General features: G+C 71.1%; 19 protein-coding genes and 1 pseudogene. 14 read left to right on the top strand and 6 right to left on the bottom strand.

Annotated features, from left to right (window positions below):
• The first annotated feature begins 32 nt into the window (after positions 1–32).
• From I0Q12_RS17355 to I0Q12_RS17375, 5 genes are read left to right on the top strand one after another with little or no spacing between them, the layout of a single operon-like run.
• Positions 33–833, top strand: coding sequence for an ABC transporter ATP-binding protein (locus I0Q12_RS17355; RefSeq protein WP_197253076.1), 801 nt, complete (start codon positions 33–35; stop codon positions 831–833).
• Entirely contained in the window at positions 830–3,307 is a 2,478-nt protein-coding gene (locus I0Q12_RS17360) for an ABC transporter permease (protein WP_197253077.1), read from the top strand. Before I0Q12_RS17355 ends, I0Q12_RS17360 begins: the two co-directional genes overlap by 4 nt.
• A 57-nt stretch (positions 3,308–3,364) precedes the next feature.
• Entirely contained in the window at positions 3,365–4,138 is a 774-nt protein-coding gene (locus tag I0Q12_RS17365; RefSeq protein WP_197253078.1) for a HEAT repeat domain-containing protein, read from the top strand.
• Between the two features lie 16 nt (positions 4,139–4,154).
• Entirely contained in the window at positions 4,155–5,159 is a 1,005-nt protein-coding gene (locus I0Q12_RS17370; RefSeq protein ID WP_197253079.1) for a HEAT repeat domain-containing protein, read from the top strand.
• Between the two features lie 35 nt (positions 5,160–5,194).
• On the top strand, positions 5,195–5,566 hold the full coding sequence (locus I0Q12_RS17375; protein WP_197253093.1) for a hypothetical protein: 372 nt from the start codon (positions 5,195–5,197) through the stop codon (positions 5,564–5,566).
• A 99-nt stretch (positions 5,567–5,665) separates the two neighbouring features.
• Here I0Q12_RS17375 and I0Q12_RS17380 read toward each other — a convergent pair whose 3' ends face one another.
• A complete protein-coding gene (locus I0Q12_RS17380) occupies positions 5,666–6,373 on the bottom strand; it encodes a TIGR03089 family protein (RefSeq protein WP_197253080.1) in 708 nt (235 codons plus the stop codon).
• A 22-nt stretch (positions 6,374–6,395) separates the two neighbouring features.
• A complete protein-coding gene (locus I0Q12_RS17385; RefSeq protein WP_197253094.1) occupies positions 6,396–7,856 on the bottom strand; it encodes an LCP family protein in 1,461 nt (486 codons plus the stop codon).
• Between the two features lie 257 nt (positions 7,857–8,113).
• On the opposite strand from I0Q12_RS17385, the gene rfbD reads away from it, so the two are divergent.
• The 5 genes from rfbD to I0Q12_RS17410 all read left to right on the top strand — a co-directional run bounded on the left by rfbD (position 8,114) and on the right by I0Q12_RS17410 (position 12,710).
• The gene (gene rfbD, locus I0Q12_RS17390) at positions 8,114–8,983 is read left to right on the top strand and encodes a dTDP-4-dehydrorhamnose reductase (protein WP_197253081.1); all 870 of its coding nucleotides are present in this window, start codon (positions 8,114–8,116) and stop codon (positions 8,981–8,983) included.
• A 107-nt stretch (positions 8,984–9,090) separates the two neighbouring features.
• The gene (locus I0Q12_RS17395; protein WP_197253082.1) at positions 9,091–10,011 is read left to right on the top strand and encodes a glycosyltransferase family 2 protein; all 921 of its coding nucleotides are present in this window, start codon (positions 9,091–9,093) and stop codon (positions 10,009–10,011) included.
• Positions 10,008–11,093: a sugar phosphate nucleotidyltransferase gene (locus I0Q12_RS17400; RefSeq protein ID WP_197253083.1), complete on the top strand. Its 1,086-nt coding sequence runs from the start codon at positions 10,008–10,010 to the stop codon at positions 11,091–11,093. Before I0Q12_RS17395 ends, I0Q12_RS17400 begins: the two co-directional genes overlap by 4 nt.
• 41 nt (positions 11,094–11,134) lie before the next feature.
• Positions 11,135–11,926 (top strand): SGNH/GDSL hydrolase family protein, encoded by a 792-nt coding sequence (locus tag I0Q12_RS17405; protein ID WP_197253084.1) that lies wholly within the window; start codon positions 11,135–11,137, stop codon positions 11,924–11,926.
• 13 nt (positions 11,927–11,939) lie between these two features.
• A complete protein-coding gene (locus I0Q12_RS17410; protein ID WP_197253085.1) occupies positions 11,940–12,710 on the top strand; it encodes a crotonase/enoyl-CoA hydratase family protein in 771 nt (256 codons plus the stop codon).
• On the opposite strand, the gene I0Q12_RS17415 is transcribed toward I0Q12_RS17410, so the two are convergent.
• From I0Q12_RS17415 to cofD, 3 genes are read right to left on the bottom strand one after another with little or no spacing between them, the layout of a single operon-like run.
• On the bottom strand, positions 12,636–13,256 hold the full coding sequence (locus tag I0Q12_RS17415; protein WP_197253086.1) for an NUDIX hydrolase: 621 nt from the start codon (positions 13,254–13,256) through the stop codon (positions 12,636–12,638). The genes I0Q12_RS17410 and I0Q12_RS17415 overlap by 75 nt on opposite strands.
• Before the next feature lie 2 nt (positions 13,257–13,258).
• Positions 13,259–14,629, bottom strand: coding sequence for a coenzyme F420-0:L-glutamate ligase (locus I0Q12_RS17420; protein WP_197253095.1), 1,371 nt, complete (start codon positions 14,627–14,629; stop codon positions 13,259–13,261).
• The gene (cofD, locus tag I0Q12_RS17425; RefSeq protein ID WP_197253087.1) at positions 14,629–15,618 is read right to left on the bottom strand and encodes a 2-phospho-L-lactate transferase; all 990 of its coding nucleotides are present in this window, start codon (positions 15,616–15,618) and stop codon (positions 14,629–14,631) included. Before cofD ends, I0Q12_RS17420 begins: the two co-directional genes overlap by 1 nt.
• Before the next feature lie 430 nt (positions 15,619–16,048).
• Here cofD and I0Q12_RS17430 point away from each other — a divergent pair, with 430 nt between their 5' ends.
• A complete protein-coding gene (locus I0Q12_RS17430; RefSeq protein WP_169917902.1) occupies positions 16,049–16,309 on the top strand; it encodes a WhiB family transcriptional regulator in 261 nt (86 codons plus the stop codon).
• A gap of 156 nt (positions 16,310–16,465) precedes the next feature.
• Here the strand turns inward: I0Q12_RS17430 and I0Q12_RS17435 are convergent, their stop codons facing one another.
• Positions 16,466–16,960: a metallopeptidase family protein gene (locus tag I0Q12_RS17435; protein ID WP_197253088.1), complete on the bottom strand. Its 495-nt coding sequence runs from the start codon at positions 16,958–16,960 to the stop codon at positions 16,466–16,468.
• A gap of 89 nt (positions 16,961–17,049) precedes the next feature.
• Here I0Q12_RS17435 and I0Q12_RS17440 point away from each other — a divergent pair, with 89 nt between their 5' ends.
• The 3 genes and pseudogenes from I0Q12_RS17440 to I0Q12_RS17450 all read left to right on the top strand — a co-directional run.
• Entirely contained in the window at positions 17,050–17,445 is a 396-nt protein-coding gene (locus I0Q12_RS17440) for a DUF3499 domain-containing protein (protein ID WP_197253089.1), read from the top strand.
• Between the two features lie 94 nt (positions 17,446–17,539).
• A complete protein-coding gene (locus tag I0Q12_RS17445) occupies positions 17,540–18,913 on the top strand; it encodes a phosphomannomutase/phosphoglucomutase (protein ID WP_197253090.1) in 1,374 nt (457 codons plus the stop codon).
• A 103-nt stretch (positions 18,914–19,016) separates the two neighbouring features.
• Positions 19,017–19,343: pseudogene (locus I0Q12_RS17450) on the top strand (tobH protein); the annotation flags it as partial.

A 19,343-nucleotide genomic window follows, 5' to 3' on the forward strand; every position in this document is an offset into this window, starting at 1 on the left:
GTCGGGATCGCAGTGATTCCTACTGTCGGAGCATGACTTCCATCAGAGCTTTCGCGCCCGCCTGCTCGGCGCACGACGTGGTCCGTGTCTACGGTCACGGCGACGTCGAAGTCCGTGCCCTGGACGGTGTTTCGGTCGAGTTCGAGCGCGGCCGGTTCACCGCGATCATGGGCCCGTCGGGGTCCGGCAAGTCCACGCTCATGCATGTGCTGGCAGGACTCGACGGCGTCGACGGCGGTCGGGTGGTGTTGCACGGCGGAGCCGGGAGCGGCGCGGCAGCCGAGAACAGCGCGGCGATCGAGATCAGCACGGCATCGGACGCGGTGCTCACCGGATTGCGCCGCGACCGTATCGGTTTCGTGTTCCAGGCGTTCAACCTGCTGCCCGTGCTCACCGCCCGCGACAACATTCTGCTGCCGATGCGACTGGCCGGAACCCGGCCCGCACCACAGTGGTTCGACGAGGTCGTCGGGCGCCTCGGCCTGACGGACCGTCTCGATCACCTGCCCCACGAGATGTCCGGGGGACAGCAGCAGCGGGTCGCCGTCGCGCGGGCCCTGCTGCCGCAGCCCGACGTGATCTTCGCGGACGAACCGACCGGGAACCTGGATTCGCAGGCCGGCGCCGAGGTGCTCGCGCTGCTGCGGTCGAGTGTGCGCGAGACCGGCCAGACCGTCGTCATGGTCACCCACGATCCGGTCGCTGCGTCGTACTCGGACCGGGTGGTGCTCCTCGCCGACGGACGACTCGCCGGTGAAATAGCGGATCCCACAGCGGATTCCGTGCTCGACGCGATGCGTGGCCTCGGCGCGGTCGGTGTGGTGGCGCGATGATGCATCTCGTTCTGGCCCAGGCTCGCGCCCACCGCGGCCGCTACATCGCGTCCGCCCTCGCCGTGATCGTGTCCGTCGCGTTCGCCGTCGGCACCCTCGTGCTCGGCGACACCGTGAACACCTCGATCACGAAAGCGACTGCCGCCCAATACGAAGGGGTTGCAGCCGCAGCGGTCCTCGACCATGCGCGAGGTTCCGAGCCGGACGTCGCTCCGGAGCACACGGCGGCCGCCGCGGTACCCGGTGTGCGCGCGGCGGTGCTGGACGTGACGGGATACGTCCGGATCGTGGGGGCCGAGGGAATTCCCGAATCGGCCAGGGTGACCAGCCTGGCCCCGGACGATTCGTTGCGCTGGCAGCGGCTCGCCGACGGTCGCTGGCCCGGCGGTCCCGGCGAGGTGGTCGTCGGTTCGGGATCGCGATACGCGCTGGGCGAAGCGCTCACCGTCATCGCCTCCGACGCTGCCGCCTCCGACGCTGCCGCCTCCGACGCTGCGCCCGACCTCGTCACGGTCGTCGGCACCGTCGACCTCGACGGCACACCGCAGGCCATGGACTCCGGGCTCGTGTTCGGCGAGACCGCGCAGGTGCGCTCCTGGGCGGGCGCCGACGCGGAGGTGGAACTGCGGGTCGCCGGCGACGGGGACGGCCTCGTCGACGCGCTGGCCGCGGCCCTGCCCGGTGTGCATGTCGTCTCCGGCGCCGACCGTGCCACCGAGGTCGCCGGAGCAAACGTCGGCAACATCTCGGTGCTGCGCGACGTGCTGCTGTGTTTCGTCGCGATCGCGGTCGTCGTCGCCGGTCTCGTCATCGCCAACACCTTCGCGGTCCTGCTCGCAGCCCGCACCCGCGAACTCGCACTCATGCGATGCGTGGGAGTGTCGGCGAAACAGGTGCGGCGCAGTGTGCGCGGCGAAGCCCTCGTCGTGGGTCTCGTCTCCGCCACGTTGGGTGTGCTCGCCGGATGCGGTCTCGCGGCGCTGGTGGTCGCGCTGGCACGGGCCGCGGACGTGCCGATCCCGCTGACCTCGATCGCGATCGGCCCGATCACCGTCGTGGCCGGCATCGTGCTCGGCACCGTCGTCACGGTGGTCGCGGCGAGCGGCCCGGCCCGCCGGGCCACGCGGATCCCGGCGCTGGCCGCGTTGCACCCGATCGAGACGCAACCCGAACCCGTGGCGGACTCGCGGATGCGCCGTGTCTGCGCGGCGCTCGCCCTCGTCTCGGGTGCGGCGCTGCTCGTCGTCGGCGTCGCCGGCGCGAACGTGATGATCGCCTGTCCCGGCGGGGTGCTGGTGTTCGTCGGGGTGGTCCTCGCGTCTCGGCGACTCGTTCCTGTCGCGGTCGGCGCGGTCGGGCGGGCCACGGGCCGGTTCGGCGGTCCCGTCGCCGCCCTCGCCGCGGGCAACGCCGTCCGCAACCCGCGACGCACCGCGGCCACCGCGACCGCACTGCTCATCGGCATCACCCTGACGTCGACGATCGTGGTCGGCACCGGCACGCTCAAGGCCGGGGCACCCGGAATCGTCGACGACAACTTCCCGGTCGACGCCATCGTCGAGGCACCGTCGGACGGGGTTCCCTCCGGTGCGGCAGAGCTGTTCACCGGCGTCGAGGGGGTGCGTGCCGCCACCGAGACCGCCGCCGCGAAGATTACCGTCGCCGGAACCGAGGTTGCCGTGACGGGTGTCGACACGACCACTGCCGCAACGACGGTCCGTGCCGACGTCCGCCTGCCGGAGCCGGGCACGATCGTGCTCGAGCAGTCGCTCGCCGACAGCCTCGCTGCCGCCGACGGCAGCACCGTCACCGTCACCGGCCCGAGCGGAGCCCGCGAGTTGTCGGTCACGGCGACGTCCGCCGGCGAACCCTCCCTGATCGACCTCGCCGACCTGCGGGAGGTCGCCGGCCCGGTACCGGCCGACTCCGTGTGGCTGCGCTTCGACGACGGCATGACCGACGACGCACTCGTCGCCGTCACCGACGAGGTGACCCGCGTCGCGGCGACGGTCGTCCCCGGCGGTGAGGTCGCCGGTGTGGTGGCCATGCGCCGCATGATCGAGAAGGTGCTCGACACGATGCTGCTGATCGTCGGCGGCCTGCTGTCCGTCGCGGTGGTGATCGCGCTGATCGGGGTCGGCAACACCATGGCGCTGTCGGTGCTCGAACGCCGACGCGAAACCGCGATGCTCCGGGCGATCGGGTTGTCCCGGTCCGGGGTGCGGAGCCTGCTGATGCGCGAAGCGCTGCTCGTCGCGGCGGTCGCGTCCGCGCTCGGCGTGACGCTCGGGCTGCTTCTCGGCACGGCGGGCACGGCATCGGTCATCGGACCCGGCAAGATCGGCTTCGGCGGTGTGCCGTGGCTGCAACTCGCCGGGATCGTCGTCGCCGGTGGTCTTGCCGGGGTGATCGCGTCGCTCATTCCGGCACTGCGCGCGAGCCGCGTCCCACCGGTCGCTGCGCTCGGTGCTTGACCCTCACACCACTTGACCCTCACACGGTGTCAGGGCTTCCACTGGTCGCGGAAGGAGGTGGTTGTCGTGAACACAACCCGTTACGGCCGAACCGATTCCGCGCAGGTGGAGGCGCAGCTGGTGGAGGCACTGTCCGATGCGGCCCCGTCGACGCGGCTGAAGGCGGCGCTGCGCGCCGGGACCGATCCCGAGCCGCACCTGGTGGAGATCCTGGTGGGCCGGAGTGCCGTGGAACCGGACTTCTACGTCCGCGACATGCTCACCTGGGCACTGTGCCGGATGCCCCCCGACGTCACCGTGCCGAGGCTGCTCGACGAGGTGCGATCCGGGAATGCGCAGGCCTGCAGTCAGGCCTTGCACACGCTGTCGAAGATCGGGGACGGGCGGGCGTGGCCCGACGTGTCGGCGCGGCTGCACGACCGGGACGACGACGTCGCACGCAGTGCGTGGCGTGCGGCCCTGGCGCTCGTACCGGCCGGCGTCGAGGGCGAGCTTGCCGCCGACCTCGGGGCCGCGCTCGGGCGGGGTGACCGGGAGCTGCAGCGCAGCCTGTCCCGGGCGCTGGTCGGGCTGGGCGAGCCGATGCTCCCGGTGCTGGACGCGGCGAAGGCAAGTCCGGATGCGAAGATCCGCGCGCATGCCGCCGCCACCGAAGCGCTCTATCGTGACCCCGACAGTGCATTCGCGTTGTCCGTGGAAGCCGCGAAGCGGGTGACCGTTGATCCGGAAGCCGCGAAGCGGGTGACCGTTGATCCGGAAGCCGGGAAGCGGGTGACCGTTGATCCGGAAACGGCGAAGCGGGTGGCGGTGACCGGACCGGAGGGATCCTGATGGCTGAGGTCGCGCAGTGCTGATCGGGGAAGTCTCACGACGTTCCGGTGTCAGCGTCCGCATGCTGCGTCACTACGACACGCTCGGGCTGGTGGTACCCACCGGTCGCACGACCGGTGGGTACCGCGAGTACTCCGCGGACGACATCCGGCGGCTGTTCCACGTCGAATGCCTGCGCACCCTCGGGTTGTCGCTCACCGACGCCAAGCGGGCACTCGACGAGCCGGGCTTCGCACCGGCGACGCTGGTCGCCGAACTCATCGGTCACACCCGCGCCCGGATCCGCGCCGAAGAGGAACTGCTCGCCCGGCTGCTGCGGGTCGACGCCTCCGCTCCCGCGGACTGGGGCGACGTGCTGCAGGTCGTGTCGTTGCTGCACGCGCTCGAATCGGACTCGGGAGGTCACCGGCAGCGAGCCGTCCTCACCCGGGACGAGTCGGCACCGGTGCCTGTTGCCGCGCTGGTCGAAGCCCTGCTCGCCGAGGACGATCCGAACGTCGCCGGGGCGCTGCAATGGGCGCTCGCTCGCGCCGACGGGCACGGCCTTTCCGAACTGGAAGCCGGCCTGGATTCGCCGGACGCCGAGGTGCGACGGCGCGCGATCACGGCGATCGCCGCGGTGCCGGACGCGGACGCGGCGAGGCTGCTGCGTCGCGCACTCGACGATCCCGATACCACGATCCGCGGTCGCGCGGCCCTGGCGCTCGGGTCCCGCGGCAGCGCCGACGCGCTCCCGGGGCTCGTCGATCTCGTCGTCGAGGGCCGGCGCGACGTCGAAGCCGCCGAGGTGCTCGGGACACTGGCCGGCGGTCCGATCGCGGCCGAGGACGTCGTGTCCGCGCTCGAACACCGATTGGGTGACGCCGCCGACGGTGCCGCTCGGCTGCGTCTGGCGCAGGCGCTCGCCGAGATCCCCGGCCGCGCAGCCCGCGACGTTCTCGACCGGCTCGCGCGGGACGAGGACCGGACCGTCGCACTCACCGCGACCGCGATCGTCCGGGCGCGAGGTGACGGGTCCTGACCGGTTACGCTCCCGGCGTGGCAGGAACGGGCAGGATGACGCGGGCGTCGCGGGGCGTGCCGTCCGCGCGGGTCGTGACGGTGCTGGCGCTGTGCTGGGCGCGGTTGTGCGGCGCGACGATCGGATTCGACGAGCGGTCCGGTCTCTACGTGTGCACAGGTCTGCGGTTCGGATTCGCCCGCGGCGGTACGACGATCGGTGGAGTCTTCCTCACGAACCGGTGGCCGTCGGATCGGTTGCTGCGCCACGAGGCGGTCCATGCCGACCAGTGGGCAAGGTTCGGGGTGGGATTCGCGGTGCGGTATCTCGTCGAGGAGATGCGGAACCCGGGTCCGCGCAACCGATTCGAGGTCGAAGCCGGCCTCGCCGACGGCGGCTACCTTCCTGAGCGCCCCGAGCGCCCCTGAACGCCCTGAGCGAGCGGTACATTCACTCGATCGAAGGAGACGAGCGATACATTCGCTCGGAAACCCGGGGGAGAGGGAGCGCGCGGGTGGGGCGACTGTTCAGTCGAGCCGGACGGTGATCTTCTCCGTTGCGACCCGCCGTTCGGTGGCGTCGGCGTCGGGGTTGCTCACCTGCACCAGCGACGCGCCGGCCGCGAGGACCGCGAGCAGCCCCGAGATCAGGTCGTCCGCGGTGGACCATTCGCGACCCGACAGCACCCGGTCGCCGCTGCCGATCCCGGACGACGATGCGGATTCGCGTGCAGCGGAAAGAATTTCGGCAGACGACCGTCCGTCGAGCGCGGCCCCGGCGTCGCCGGACGACCGGAACTGATCGCCGTGCATGCGCACGTGCGTGGCGTAGTCGGTCACCCCGACCGGCAGGTTCGGCACCGGCATCCCGAACGCGTCGAGGGACAGCGCCGCGACCTCGGCGACATCGGCGACGTCGTCGAGCCGGTCCGCGGTGGCCAGCGCCAGTTCGGCATCGGGATCGGCGTCCAGCACGACGTCGGCGCCCGCCCACCACGCACCGAGGAGCACCGCTGCCGTCTGCCAGTGCGCGGGTAGCAGCACCGCGACCCGGCCGCCGGGCAGCAGCCCGAATTCGTCGCGAATCATGTTGGCGGTCTTTGCCGCCCAGTTCGCGAGCGTGACCGCCGACAACTCGATGCGGGCGCCGGCCGCATCGTCGTACCAGGTGATGCGCGGACCTGCCGGGTCGGCGGCCAGGATCGGGTCGAGCAGGGCGTCGGTCAGGGTGGTCACGGAAATCTCTTTCGTCGGGTGGTCAGTTGACGCAGCGGGTTCCGTTGCCGGCGTCGATCGGGTCGGCGGGCGGGGCGGGTGTGGCGGTGCCGCCGGCCGGTGTCAGCTCCGACGCGGCCGTGCTGGTGGTCGACCGGGACGCACCGGAACCGGGGCCGTCGTAGCCGGCTGCCAGCACGACCGTGACCTGCCCCTTCGGCAGCGACCGGTCGGCGGCGACGTCGAGACCACCGAGCACGGCGGCCACGGCCTTCGCCTCGTCGGAATCGGGGTCGGCCGCGAACACCGTCGACGTGTCCACCGGATCGCCGCTCCCGACGACCCCGTAGTTGCCGACCTCACCCTCGGTGAAACCCTCCGCGGTCAGGGCGGCCGACACGGTGGAGGCGAGACCGGCGACGTCCCCGGCGTTCGCGACGTCGACCGTCACCGAGGAGCGGTCGATGTCGGGTGCGACCGCGGTGGTCGCGGCGACCTCGGTGGCCTCTGCGGTCTCGACACCGCTGAGGGACGCCACGAAGGCCCTCACCGCGGCCGGATCGACCTGCACGACCGACTCGCCGTAGTCGGTCATGGCGTTGATGTCCTCGACGGGAACGGTGGAGAACTGCACCGCTCCGCCCGACAGGTCCTGCATCTGTGTCGCCAGATCGAGGATGTCCCAGTCGTCGTCGAGCACCACCGACCGCTGCACCGCCGCGGTGAGCTGGCTCAGCTTCGACGGATTGCTCAGCGTCTTCGCGCTGAGCACCTTCTGCACCAGCGACGCCATGAACACCTGCTGTCGCACGATGCGGTCGAGGTCGCCGCGCGGCAGATCGTGGCGTTGCCGGACGAAGCTCAGCGCGTCGGCTCCCTGCAGGGTCTGCTTGCCGGCGGCGAACCGTGCGCCCGACAGCGGCTCGTCGACCGCATTGTTGAGGCAGACGTCCACGCCGCCCACTGCATCGGTGAGCAGCACGAATCCGAGCAGGCCGACCTCCGCGTAGTGGTCGACGGTGACGCCGGTCAGGTTCGCCACCGTGTCGATCAGGGCCTCGCGACCGGCCCGGGAGGAGTCCTTCTCCGCGGTCGCGTCCGATTCGCCGTCCTCGACGAGCCGGATGCGCTCGAGTTCCTTCGTCGCGCCGTACGCCGCGTTGATCTTCGACATGCCGATCCCCGGCACCTCGACGTACGCATCGCGGGGGATGGAGACGGCCGTCGCGGAACTGCCGTCGTTGGGCACCCGGATCAGGATGATCGTGTCGGTGTTGTTGGCGACCTCCTCGCCGGCCCGCAGCGCGTCGAGTTCGCGTTGCGACAGCGCGTTGCCGTGCGCGTCGGTGCGGCTGTCGGTGCCGACCAGCAGGATGTCGAGGGCGCCGTCCTCGCCACCGCCGAGTCCGAGACCGCCGATCGTCGCGAGCGAGGCCCGCAGGGAGTCGATGCTCCGCCATGCGAAACCGGTCACCACCAGTGTCAACGCCGCCAGCATCGCCATCGCGATGCGCAGCGGACGACCTTCGAACACCCGCGCGGCGATGCTCGGGCCACGCTGCACGGGCGCGGTCTGCTGCCTGGTCCTGCGTGGCGCCGGCCTCTCCCGATCGCTGCGGGTGGGCGGCTCTGGCGGCACGTGCAGGTCCTCCTGTCGGGTGGCTCGGATGGCGTACGCCGGGGTGGGGGCGGCGCGGAACCAAGGCTACTGCGGGCACCGGCGCATCGTCGGGAGCCTCTCCGGCGTGCCAGACTTTGGCCGTGAACACAGTTCTGATCACCGGTGCCCGCGGTCAGCTCGGCCGGCAGCTGCTCGCGCGCGGCACGGCCGCGGGTACGGCGGTCCGCGGATACGGTTCCGACGAGCTCGACATCACGGATCCGCGCAGCGTCGCCGACGCCGTCCGGCCCGGGGACGTGGTCGTCAACTGCGCCGCCTACACCGCGGTCGACGCTGCCGAGACGGACGAGGACCGGGCCGCGGCGGTGAACGGTGACGGTCCGGCGGTGCTCGCCGCCGCGTGCGCCCGTGCGGGCGCCCACCTCGTCCACGTCTCCACCGACTACGTGTTCGCGGGCGACGCGACCGAGCCGTACCGGGTGGACGCGCCGACCGGCCCCCGCACCGCGTACGGGCGGACGAAGCTCGCCGGGGAACGTGGCGTCCTCGCCGCGTTGCCGTCCGCGCACGTCGTGCGCACCGCGTGGGTGTACACCGGCGACGACGGGGACTTCGTCGCCACGATGCGACGCCTCGAACGCGAACGCGACACCGTCTCGGTGGTCGACGACCAACGCGGATCTCCGACGTTCGCCCGCGACCTCGCGGACGCGCTGCTCGAACTGGCCGCTCGCGCGGGCGGTCCGGATCCGGTGCCCGGCGGGGTGCTGCACGCCACCAACGCGGGGGAGGCGACCTGGTTCGATCTGGCCCGGGCCGTGTTCGCGGAGATCGGCGCGGACCCCGAGCGGGTGCGGCCGTGCAGCAGTGCCGAGTTCGTCCGGCCCGCCCCGCGCCCGGCGTATTCGGTGCTCGACGGCAGCGCGTGGGCCGCGGCGGGCCTGACGCCGTTGCGCCCGTGGCGCGAGGCGCTGCACGCCGCGCTGAGCACGACGGAGGTCCGTGGGTGACGCGCGAGGCCGTGGAGGCCGGGCCGGACACGCACCGGCCGGAGGCGGTGTCCGAGGACGGACTGCGTGATTCGGAGCACTCGGACGCGGCCGCTAAGGTTGCCCGCGTGAGTGCGAAGCTGGCCGTGGTGACGGTGACCTACTCGCCCGGCGAGCACCTGGAGCATTTCCTGGCGACGCTGACGGGTGCGACGGAACTGCCGACCCAGGTGATCATGGCGGACAACGGGTCCACCGACGGGGCGCCGGAGGCCGCCGAGGCCGCGCACCCGAACGTGCGGCTGCTGCACACCGGCGGGAACATCGGCTACGGCGGCGCCGTGAACCGCGCTGTCGCCGAGGTCGATCCGTCGGCCGAGTTCGTCGTCGTCGCCAATCCGGACGTGCGGTGGGGACCGGGATCGCTGGACCGTCTGCTCGAGGCCGCGCAGCGCTGGCCGCGGGCCGGTGCGCTGGGCCCGCTCATCCGCGAACCGGACGGCAGCATCTACCCGTCGGCGCGCAGCGTGCCCACCCTGGTCTCCGGCGCCGGGCACGCCCTGCTCGGCACGGTGTGGCCGTCGAACCCGTGGACCCTGCGCTACCGCCAGGACAACGAGGCAGTCGCCGAACGGCCGGTGGGCTGGTTGTCCGGATCGTGCCTGTTGCTGCGGCGCGCGGCGTTCGACGCGGTCGACGGTTTCGATTCGCGCTACTTCATGTACATGGAGGACGTCGACCTCGGAGACCGACTCGGCCGCGCCGGCTGGCTCAACGTCTACATCCCGGACGCCGAGGTCACCCACGCCAAGGGGCACGCCGCCGGACGCCATCCCGAGCTGATGCTGCCCGCCCACCACGACAGTGCCTACCGGTTCCAGGCGGACCGGCACCCGCACCTGTGGCAGGCCCCGCTGCGATGGGCGCTGCGCGCCGGCCTCGCGGTGCGTTCCAGAGTGGCGGTCGCGGCTGCGGTCCGCGAACGCGATCGAGAGAATTCCGGCACCGTGACGGACGGCCGGCAGAGTGGATCAGGGGAGACGAGATGACGAGTGACGCCGCACCGCACACCGATGCGGTCATCCTGGTCGGCGGCCAGGGCACCCGCCTGCGGCCGCTGACGCTGTCGGCGCCGAAGCCGATGCTGCCCACCGCGGGTGTGCCGTTCCTGACCCACCTGCTGGCCCGCATCCGGGAGGCCGGGATCAAGCACGTCGTGCTCGGCACCTCGTTCAAGGCGGAGGTCTTCGAGGAACACTTCGCCGACGGCTCCGATCTCGGTCTGGAGATCGAGTACGTCACCGAGAGCGAACCGCTCGGCACCGGCGGCGGTATCCGCAACGTGCTGCCCAAGCTGCGCGCCGACAACGTCATGGTGTTCAACGGTGACGTCCTCGGTGGCACCGATCTCGGAGCGATCCTCGACACGCACACCCGGACCGACGCGGACGTGACCCTGCACCTGGTGCGGGTCGGGGACCCCCGGGCGTTCGGTTGCGTGCCGACCGACGCCGACGGCCGGGTCACCGCGTTCCTCGAGAAGACGCAGGATCCGCCGACCGATCAGATCAACGCGGGCTGCTACGTGTTCAAGCGGGAGATCATCGAGTCCATCCCCGAGGGTCGTCCCGTCTCGGTGGAGCGCGAGGTGTTCCCGGCGCTGCTCACCGAGGGCAAGCGCGTGTTCGGGCACGTCGACGCCGCGTACTGGCGTGACATGGGGACCCCGGAGGACTTCGTGCGCGGATCGGCGGACCTGGTCCGCGGCATCGCGCCGTCGCCGGCCCTGCCGGGGCAGCGCGGCGAGTCGCTCGTGCACCCGGGGGCGTCGATCGCTCCCGGTGCGCTGCTGATCGGCGGAACCGTCGTCGGCCGCGGCGCCGAGATCGGCGCCGGGGCGCGACTGGACGGTGCGGTGATCTTCGACGGCGCGAAGGTCGAGGCCGGCGCGGTGATCGAGCGGTCCATCATCGGATTCGGCGTGCGGGTCGGACCGCGTGCGCTGATCCGCGACGGCGTGATCGGTGACGGCGCGGACATCGGCGCCCGCTGCGAACTGCTTCGCGGCGCGCGGGTGTGGCCGGGCGTGACCATCCCCGACGGCGGCATCCGGTTCAGTACCGACGTCTGACCGCACGAGATACCTTCGACCGACTGCGTGGGTGGTGACCTGTGAAATTCGAACGCTATGTGGCCCTGGGGGATTCGTTCACCGAAGGAGTGGGTGACCCGGACCCGTCGCGTCCCAACGGGGTACGCGGATGGGCCGATCGGGTAGCGGACGAACTGGCCTCTGCCGGAACGGAGTTCGCGTACGCGAATCTCGCCGTGCGCGGGCGGCTCATGCGGCAGATCCTCGCCGAGCAGGTCGACGCGGCCGTCGCCCTGAACCCCGACCTGGTCACCATCTACGCCGGCGGCAACGACGTCATGCGGCCGAAGCTGGATCTGGACGCGATGGCCGCCGACTACGACGACGCGATCGGCCGCCTCGCCGCGACCGGCGCGACCGTCGTGATGTGGACCGCCTACGACGTCGGATGGGCGCCGGTGTTCCGGCACCTGCGCGGCCGGATCGCGACCTACAACGAACTCGTCCGTGAGATCGCGGACCGGCGGGGTGCGACGCTCGTCGACTACTGGCGTTTCGGCGAGTACCGGGACTACCGCATGTGGGATTTCGACCGCCTGCACATGTCCCCGCTCGGGCACCGCAACATGGCCGCACGGGTGCTCGACGCGCTCGGCGTCGAGCACGGCATCGAGCCGGTCGTCCTCGAACGGATCCCGGAGCCCGCGCCCGCCGACCAGCGACGCGAGGACCTGCGGTGGATGCGGGACTTCCTGGTTCCCTGGGTCGGGCGCCGCGTCCGCGGCACCTCCTCCGGTGACGGGATCACCCCCAAACGGCCGACGCTCACGCCCGTCGAGACCGCGAACCGGGGTGGCTCGCCGGTCGCGTGAGTAGGCTCCGGGGATGACTCCCGACACGGTCGTCGTCCGAAAAGTCGGCCCGGTCACCACGATCGGACTGAACCGCCCGCACGTGCGCAACGCCGTGGACAGACCCACCGCCGACGCGCTCGCCGCGGCGTTCCGGGCGTTCGACGCGGATCCCGACGCGGCGGTCGCCGTCCTCCACGGCGAGGGCGGAACATTCTGTGCCGGGGCGGATCTCAAGGCGATCAGCACGGGCGACAGCAACCGCGTCGCGCCCGACGGGGACGGACCGATGGGCGTGAGCCGGATGCGGCTGTCCAAACCGGTGATCGCGGCGATCTCCGGGCACGCCGTCGCCGGCGGCCTGGAGCTGGCGCTGTGGGCGGACCTTCGCGTCGCCGACGACGACGCGGTCCTCGGCGTGTTCTGCCGCCGATGGGGCGTGCCGCTCATCGACGGCGGCACCGTCCGGCTGCCGCGGCTGATCGGGGAGAGCCGCGCGATGGACCTCGTCCTGACCGGCCGCCCGGTCGCCGCCGACGAGGCGCTGAGCATGGGACTGGTCAACCGCACGGTTCCGGCCGGGACCGCGCTGGACGCGGCCGTCGAACTGGCCACCGAGATCGCCGGATTCCCGCAGACGTGCCTGCGGCAGGACCGGCTGTCGGTGCTCGAACAGGCGGGCCTGAGCGAGGATCAGGCGATGCTCAACGAATTCCGCCGGGGGACGACCTCACTGGCCGACGGTGCCGTGGCCGGCGCCGCCCGGTTCGCCGCCGGTTCCGGCCGGCACGGCTCGTTCGACTGAGCGGGCCGCCGCCAGCGCGACCAGGTGCTCGATCGTGTCGCGCTCGGCGTCGTCGGGCAGCGCGTCGACGGGCCACCACCGCAGATCCGTGGATTCGGCACTGCGCGTCGGCACCGCGCCGGGCGGTGCCGTCACCAGGAACCGCAGGTCGAGATGCCGGGTGGGAATCCCGAGCGAGCACGTGATCGGGTGGGTGTGCGCCGACAGCAGGTCCGGATCGATGACGAGGCCCTCGATGCCCGATTCCTCGGTGGCCTCGCGCAGTGCCGCGTCGACGACGGTGTCGTCGGATTCCTCGCAGTGCCCGCCGAGCTGGATCCACCGGCCCACCTTCGGATGCAGGGTGAGCAGCACGTTGCGATGCTCTGCGTCGAGCACCAGCGACGACGCCGTGATGTGTCCCGGCGCGTGGGCGCGCAGGCAGCCGTCCGGCGCCGAGCCGAGGAACGCGAGCATCGTGTGCCGCAGCGATTCGGCGTCGGCGGAATCGGTGTCCCAGGCCAGGAGCCGTTCGGTGGCGGACTCGTGCAGCGATCGCGCCGACATCGCTACAGCTCCAGCAGCGCGGCGTCGGCGGATGCGGGTTCGCGCGGCTCGGGTGCGGTGAGCGGATGCCCGACGGCGATCGCGCCGAGCGGCGACCAGTCGGCGGGCAGACCCAGTTCCTCGCGCACGACGTCGGGCGCGAAGATCGTCGATCCGATCCAGCAGCTGCCGAGCCCGCGCACGGCGAGCGCGACGAGCAGCCCCTGCACGGCGGCACCGGCCGCGACCGTGAACATGGTGGCCTCGGCCGCGGTCCGGCGCGCGTCGGGATAGGTGTGCGCGCCGTCGGGCACCCAGAACGGGACGAGCACCTCGGGGGCGTCGTAGAGAATCGCACCGCGGGCCAGCCGGCGTTCGATCGCGGCCGCGTCCAGGCCGTCCGCCGCCAGGTCGTCGGCCCAGCGGTCGCGCATCCGGTCGAGCAGCCGGCGGCGCACCTGCTCGGTGCGCACCCACACGAACCTCACCGGACGCGTGTGGTGCGGGGCGGGGGCGGTGAGCGCATCGGCGACCGCGTCGCGCAGATCCTCCGGATCGACCGGTTCGGCCGAGAAGGTCCGCACGGACCGTCGCAGCAGCAACGCCTCGCGACGGCCCTGCTCGAGGGCCTCGTCGGCACCGAGCCGGAACAGGTCCTCCTCGCCGCGGCGGATCAGGTCCTGGGCCGTGGAACCGTCGTCGACGGTGTCGAGACCGCGTACGACCGCCACCGGAACCCCACCGAGCTTGCCCTTGACGAGATCGCCGGCGGCGGCGAGTTCGTCGGCGAGGGCGACGGAGGTGACGAACAGTTCGTTGCCCTGCGAATCGTGCGAGCCGGCGTAGCCGTGCAGAACCGGCAGGCCCGCGGCGCCGATCGCGGCGTCGGTCTGGCCGACGCGCCAGGCGCGGCCCATCGTGTCGGTGACGACGACGGCGACGGTCACCCCGAGCAGCGAGCGCAAGCGCTCACGCAGTCCGGCGGCGCTGGCATCGGGGTCCTCGGGGAGCAGCGCGAGTTCGCCGGAGTCGACGTTGGAACCGTCGATTCCGGATGCGGCCTGGACGATGCCGAGCCGGTTCTCGGTGATGAGCGTGCGTCCCTTGCGGGCCAGCACGCGGACCGCCTCCTGGGTGACCAGTCGCCGCCGCAGCGCATCGCGCGCGTCCGGGTCGGTGGGGGACTCGACGATGCGTCCCTCGGCCTTGGAGACGATCTTGCTGGTGACGACGAGGATGTCGCCGTCGACGAGCCACGGCGCGGCGGCGGCGATCGCCTCGGCGAGATCGTCGCCGGGCCGGAACTCGGGCAGTCCGGTGACCGGAATGATCTCGATCGGCCGGCCGGGTGCGTGGTCGCGCACGTCGGTGCTGGCGGTCGCGTCGGGGGACATCACAGGCTGACTCCGGCGAGTTCGAGTGCGGCGCGCGCCATCTCGGCGGTCGCCGCGGGGTCGGTCATGAGCAGGGGAACGCTGCGGACGGCGACCCCGGGAACGTCGGCGGTGTCGGTCTCGTGGACGAGCCAGCCGTCGAGGATGCCGGTGCCGCTGCGCGCGCCGTAGTGGCGGCCGACGGCTTCTGCGGTCGATTCGATGCCGATCACGTCGAGACACGCATCGGCCATGCCGCGCAACGGCTTCCCGCCGACGACCGGGGACAGGCCGACGACCTTCGCGGAGGTGGTGCGCAGGGCGCCTCGGATGCCGGGGATGGCGAGGATCGCGCCGATGCTCACCACCGGGTTGGACGGAGCGAGGATCACCGCGTCCGCCGATTCGATCGATTCCAGCACTCCCGGTGCAGGTTTCGCTTCGTCGGCGCCGATGTGCGCGAAGGAATGGGTCTCGACCGCCGCGCGGTGCCGCACCCACCATTCCTCGAAGTGGATCGCGCGGCGTTCGCCGTCGGCGGGGTCGGTGATCACGACGTGGGTTTCGCTGCGGTCGTCCGACACCGGGAGCAGCGTCACCCCGGGCTTCCATCGGGTGCACAGCGCTTCGGTGACCGCGGAGAGCGGATATCCGGTGCGCAGCATCTGGGTGCGGATGAGGTGGGTCGCCAGGTCCCGGTCACCGAGGCCGAACCAGTCGGGATTCGCGCCGTATGCGGCGAGCTCTTCCTTGGCGTTCCACGTTTCGTCGGTGCGGCCCCAGCCCCGTTCGGGGTCGATGCCGCCGCCGAGCGTGTACATGCATGTGTCGAGGTCGGGACAGATTCGCAGCCCGTGCATCCAGACGTCGTCACCGACGTTGACGACCGCGGTGATGCGGTGCGGGGCGTCCACGGCGAGGTCTCGCCCGGGTTCGATGCCGAGCAGGCGGCGCAAGCCGGTGAGGAACCGGGCCCCGCCGACGCCTCCGACCAAAACTGTCACGTTCACAGCACAAGCCTAGGGGGTCCGTTTCGTGACTGGTGAGGCACCGCCCGATGGGGTGAAATGTGAGGAATGCGACAGGGTGAATTGTGCCGGATGTCACCGGGTGAATTGCCCCGAGCGTGACGCGGCCTACTCCGAAGTGCTCGATGGTAGCGAATACGTCCGTTCGGCTTGACCGCGACACGCCCAACGTGTGTAATCACATACGTGTCATTCCGACATTTCGAAACGCGGGATCGTATGCGGAATATGCATATACGACCGGCCTTCGCGGAATGGCCCGGGGTAGATCCCCGAATGTGAAGGATGCAGCGCTGCAGGTTAGGAGGCGTGTATGGCCGACGAGCGCGAATGGTTCGAGGACACTCGGATCGAGACTGCAGTCGAGGGCATCTGTGCCGAAGGCGGGCACGACGGAGAGCCGACGTCGTCGGTGCTGAGTCTGATTGCAGGACTTTCCGATCCGTCGGACGTCGAGGAACAGTGGCAGGACCGTGCGCTGTGTGCGCAGACCGATCCGGAGGCGTTCTTCCCCGAAAAGGGTGGATCGACGAGGGAGGCCAAGCGGATCTGCATGGGGTGCGAGGTGAAGGACGAATGCCTCGAGTACGCCCTGGCCCACGATGAGCGGTTCGGCATCTGGGGTGGTCTCTCGGAGAGGGAAAGGCGGCGCCTCAAGCGGGGCATCGTCTGAGATCGGGACCGGTCCGGTACGGGGAGTTCGGACAAGGTGGAATGCCGGTCTGTTTGGGGGTGAGGGTCGGGTACTCGATGGGGGTCGAGTATCCGGCCCTCACTCTTTTCCGAAGCAGCCGCCACCGACGAGCGGTCCTCGCCGGGATCAGCCGGTTCAGTCTTCGCCGAGATCCCCGAGTTCGGGATCGACGACCTCCGGTTCGACTCCCAGATACGTTGCGACCTGGTGCACGAGCACGTCGTGGACCAGATCGGTCAGGTCGTCGGGATCCTTCGCGCGCAATTCGAGGGGCCGGCGGAACAGGACGATGCGTGCCCGCGTGGCCGCGCCCCGACGATCGATGCCGGCCGGGACGAGCCGCGACAGCGGCACCGGACCGTCCGCGACGACCTCGTCCGGCCAGTTCACCGAGTCCGGATCCAGCGCACGGATCTTCGGGACCTCGTCGACCGCGATGTCGAGCTTCGTGAGGCGGTCGTGCCACTGCGCGTCGATCGGAGCGAACGCACCGAGCACGAGCAGGTCGAATTTCTCGGCCCGCGACTTCCACACCGGAAGGTCGTGGGGGAACATCGGCCCGCGGATTCCGCGTCCGCGACGCGCGACGGATCGGGACGTCACGGGGCGGGGCCGGCGAACGCGAGACATGTAGGCGACACTACGACACGCGACTCGAATTGTGCCGTTCCGGTGTGTCCGGATAGTCGCGACGCGACGGGCGCGCTACGCTCCCATCCGTGAGAACACTGCGTCGATGCTGCCGGCCTGGGTGCAAGAACCCTGCTGTTGCGACGCTGACCTACGTGTACTCGGATTCCACGGCGGTCGTGGGACCGCTGGCCACGGTGGCCGAGCCGCACTCGTGGGATCTGTGCGAATCGCACGGCTCGAGGATCACCGCGCCGAAGGGCTGGGAACTGGTCCGGTACGAAGGTGCGTTCTCGTCGGGCACACCCGACGAGGACGATCTGACCGCGCTCGCCGAGGCGGTGCGGGAGGCCGGTCTGGGCGATCGCGGCCACGGTCACGGCGACGCCGACGAGTCCGACGCCGCCCCGCGGCAGGTCGCGCAGCCGACGACCCGCACCGGGCGTCGCGGACACCTGCGTGTGCTGCCGGACCCCACGTCCTGAGCGCTGGGCACGGCAGTTCCGAGTACTCCACTAGGCTGATCGCTGCCGCGCTGCGGAGGGTGGCGTGCGTGTACGACGATCAGGAGCAATAACAGTGGCGAGATCTGCCGAATCCGTGGCCGCCGTCGTCAAGGCATACGACGTGCGGGGCGTGGTGGGTGACCAGATCGACGCGGATTTCGTCCGCGAGGTCGGTGCGTCCTTCGCCCGGCTCGTGCGCGACGGCGGGAACCCGGCGACGCGGATCGTCATCGGTCACGACATGCGCGAATCCTCGCCCGAGTTGTCCCGCGCGTTCGCCGAGGGCGTCACCGCCCAAGGGCTCGACGTCGTGCACATCGGGCTCGCCTCGACCGACCAGCTGTACTTCGCCTCCGGGCTCCTCGACGCCCCCGGCGCCATGTTCACCGCCAGCCACAACCCGGCCCGCTACAACGGCATCAAGCTGTGCCGTGCCGGCGCGAAGCCCGTCGGCCAGGAAACCGGTCTCGCCACCATCACCGCCGAACTCGTTGCCGGGGTACCCGCCCACGACGGCGCGCCGGGCACGATCACGGAGCAGGACGTCCTCGACGAGTACGCCTCGTTCGTCCGCGGCCTGGTGGATCTGAGCGAGATGCGGCCCCTGAAGGTCGCCGTGGACGCCGGGAACGGCATGGGCGGGCACACGGTGCCCGCGGTGTTCGATGTGCTCCCCGTCGAACTCGTGCCGCTGTACTTCGAACTCGACGGCACCTTCCCGAACCACGAGGCGAACCCCCTCGATCCGGCGAACCTCGTCGACCTCCAGCAGCTGGTGCGCGAGTCCGGCGCGGACGTCGGTCTGGCGTTCGACGGGGACGCCGACCGCTGCTTCGTCGTCGACGAGCGTGGCGAGCCGGTCACCCCCTCCGCGGTCACCGCACTCGTCGCAGCCCGCGAGCTCGCGAAGGAACCCGGCGCGACGATCATCCACAACCTGATCACCTCGCGGGTCGTGCCCGAACTCGTCACCGAACTCGGTGGCGAGCCGGTCCGCACCCGGGTGGGTCACTCGTTCATCAAGCAGCAGATGGCCGAGACCGGTGCGGTCTTCGGCGGGGAGCATTCCGCGCACTACTACTTCCGCGATTTCTGGGGCGCCGATTCCGGGATGCTCGCGGCCCTGCACGTGCTGGCCGCGCTGGGCGGGCAGGACCTCCCGCTCTCCGAACTGATGAGCTCCTACGAGCGGTATGCCGCGTCCGGTGAGCTGAACTCGACCGTCGACGACGCCGCGGCACGGACCGAGGCGGTGCTCAGCGCGTTCGCGGACCGCGCCGAGTCGGTGGACCGGCTCGACGGGGTCACCGTGAATCTGCCCGGCAACGCATGGTTCAACCTGCGCGCCTCGAACACCGAACCGCTGCTGCGCCTCAACGTGGAGGCGCGCACGGCGGAAGAGGTCGACTCGCTGGCGACGGAAATTCTGGCCATCGTGCGTTCGTGACGGCGCGCGTTCGTGGCGGAAATGTTCGTGACGGGGATAATCGGGTGTGCCCGGGCTGCTGCGTCGGGCCGGTTCGAATCGGCTGAAGGAAGGTGGCGCAGTGATGACGGCTCCCTCGCCGCTGTTCGACTTCGATGACTCGAGCGCTCTGATCGCGGCCGACATCGACGGCATCCTGCGCATGTCGGCGCTCGGCGGCGCGCAGATCCGAGCGACGGCATCCGCGGTCGACGAACAGGCCCTGGACCGGTTGCACGACCTGCACCCGCGCAGCGTCGTCCTCGTCGGCGGGGACGCCCGCTCGGCGCGGGCCGCCGAACTGGTCGTCGCGATGCTGGCCGCGCACGCGACCGTGCCGCTGGTCGTCGCACCGACCACCCCGACCTGGGTGGGACCGCTCGATGTGGTGGTGGTCGCCGGTGACGACGCG

Source organism: Rhodococcus sp. CX, assembly GCF_015865005.1.
Taxonomy (GTDB): Bacteria; Actinomycetota; Actinomycetes; order Mycobacteriales; family Mycobacteriaceae; genus Rhodococcus.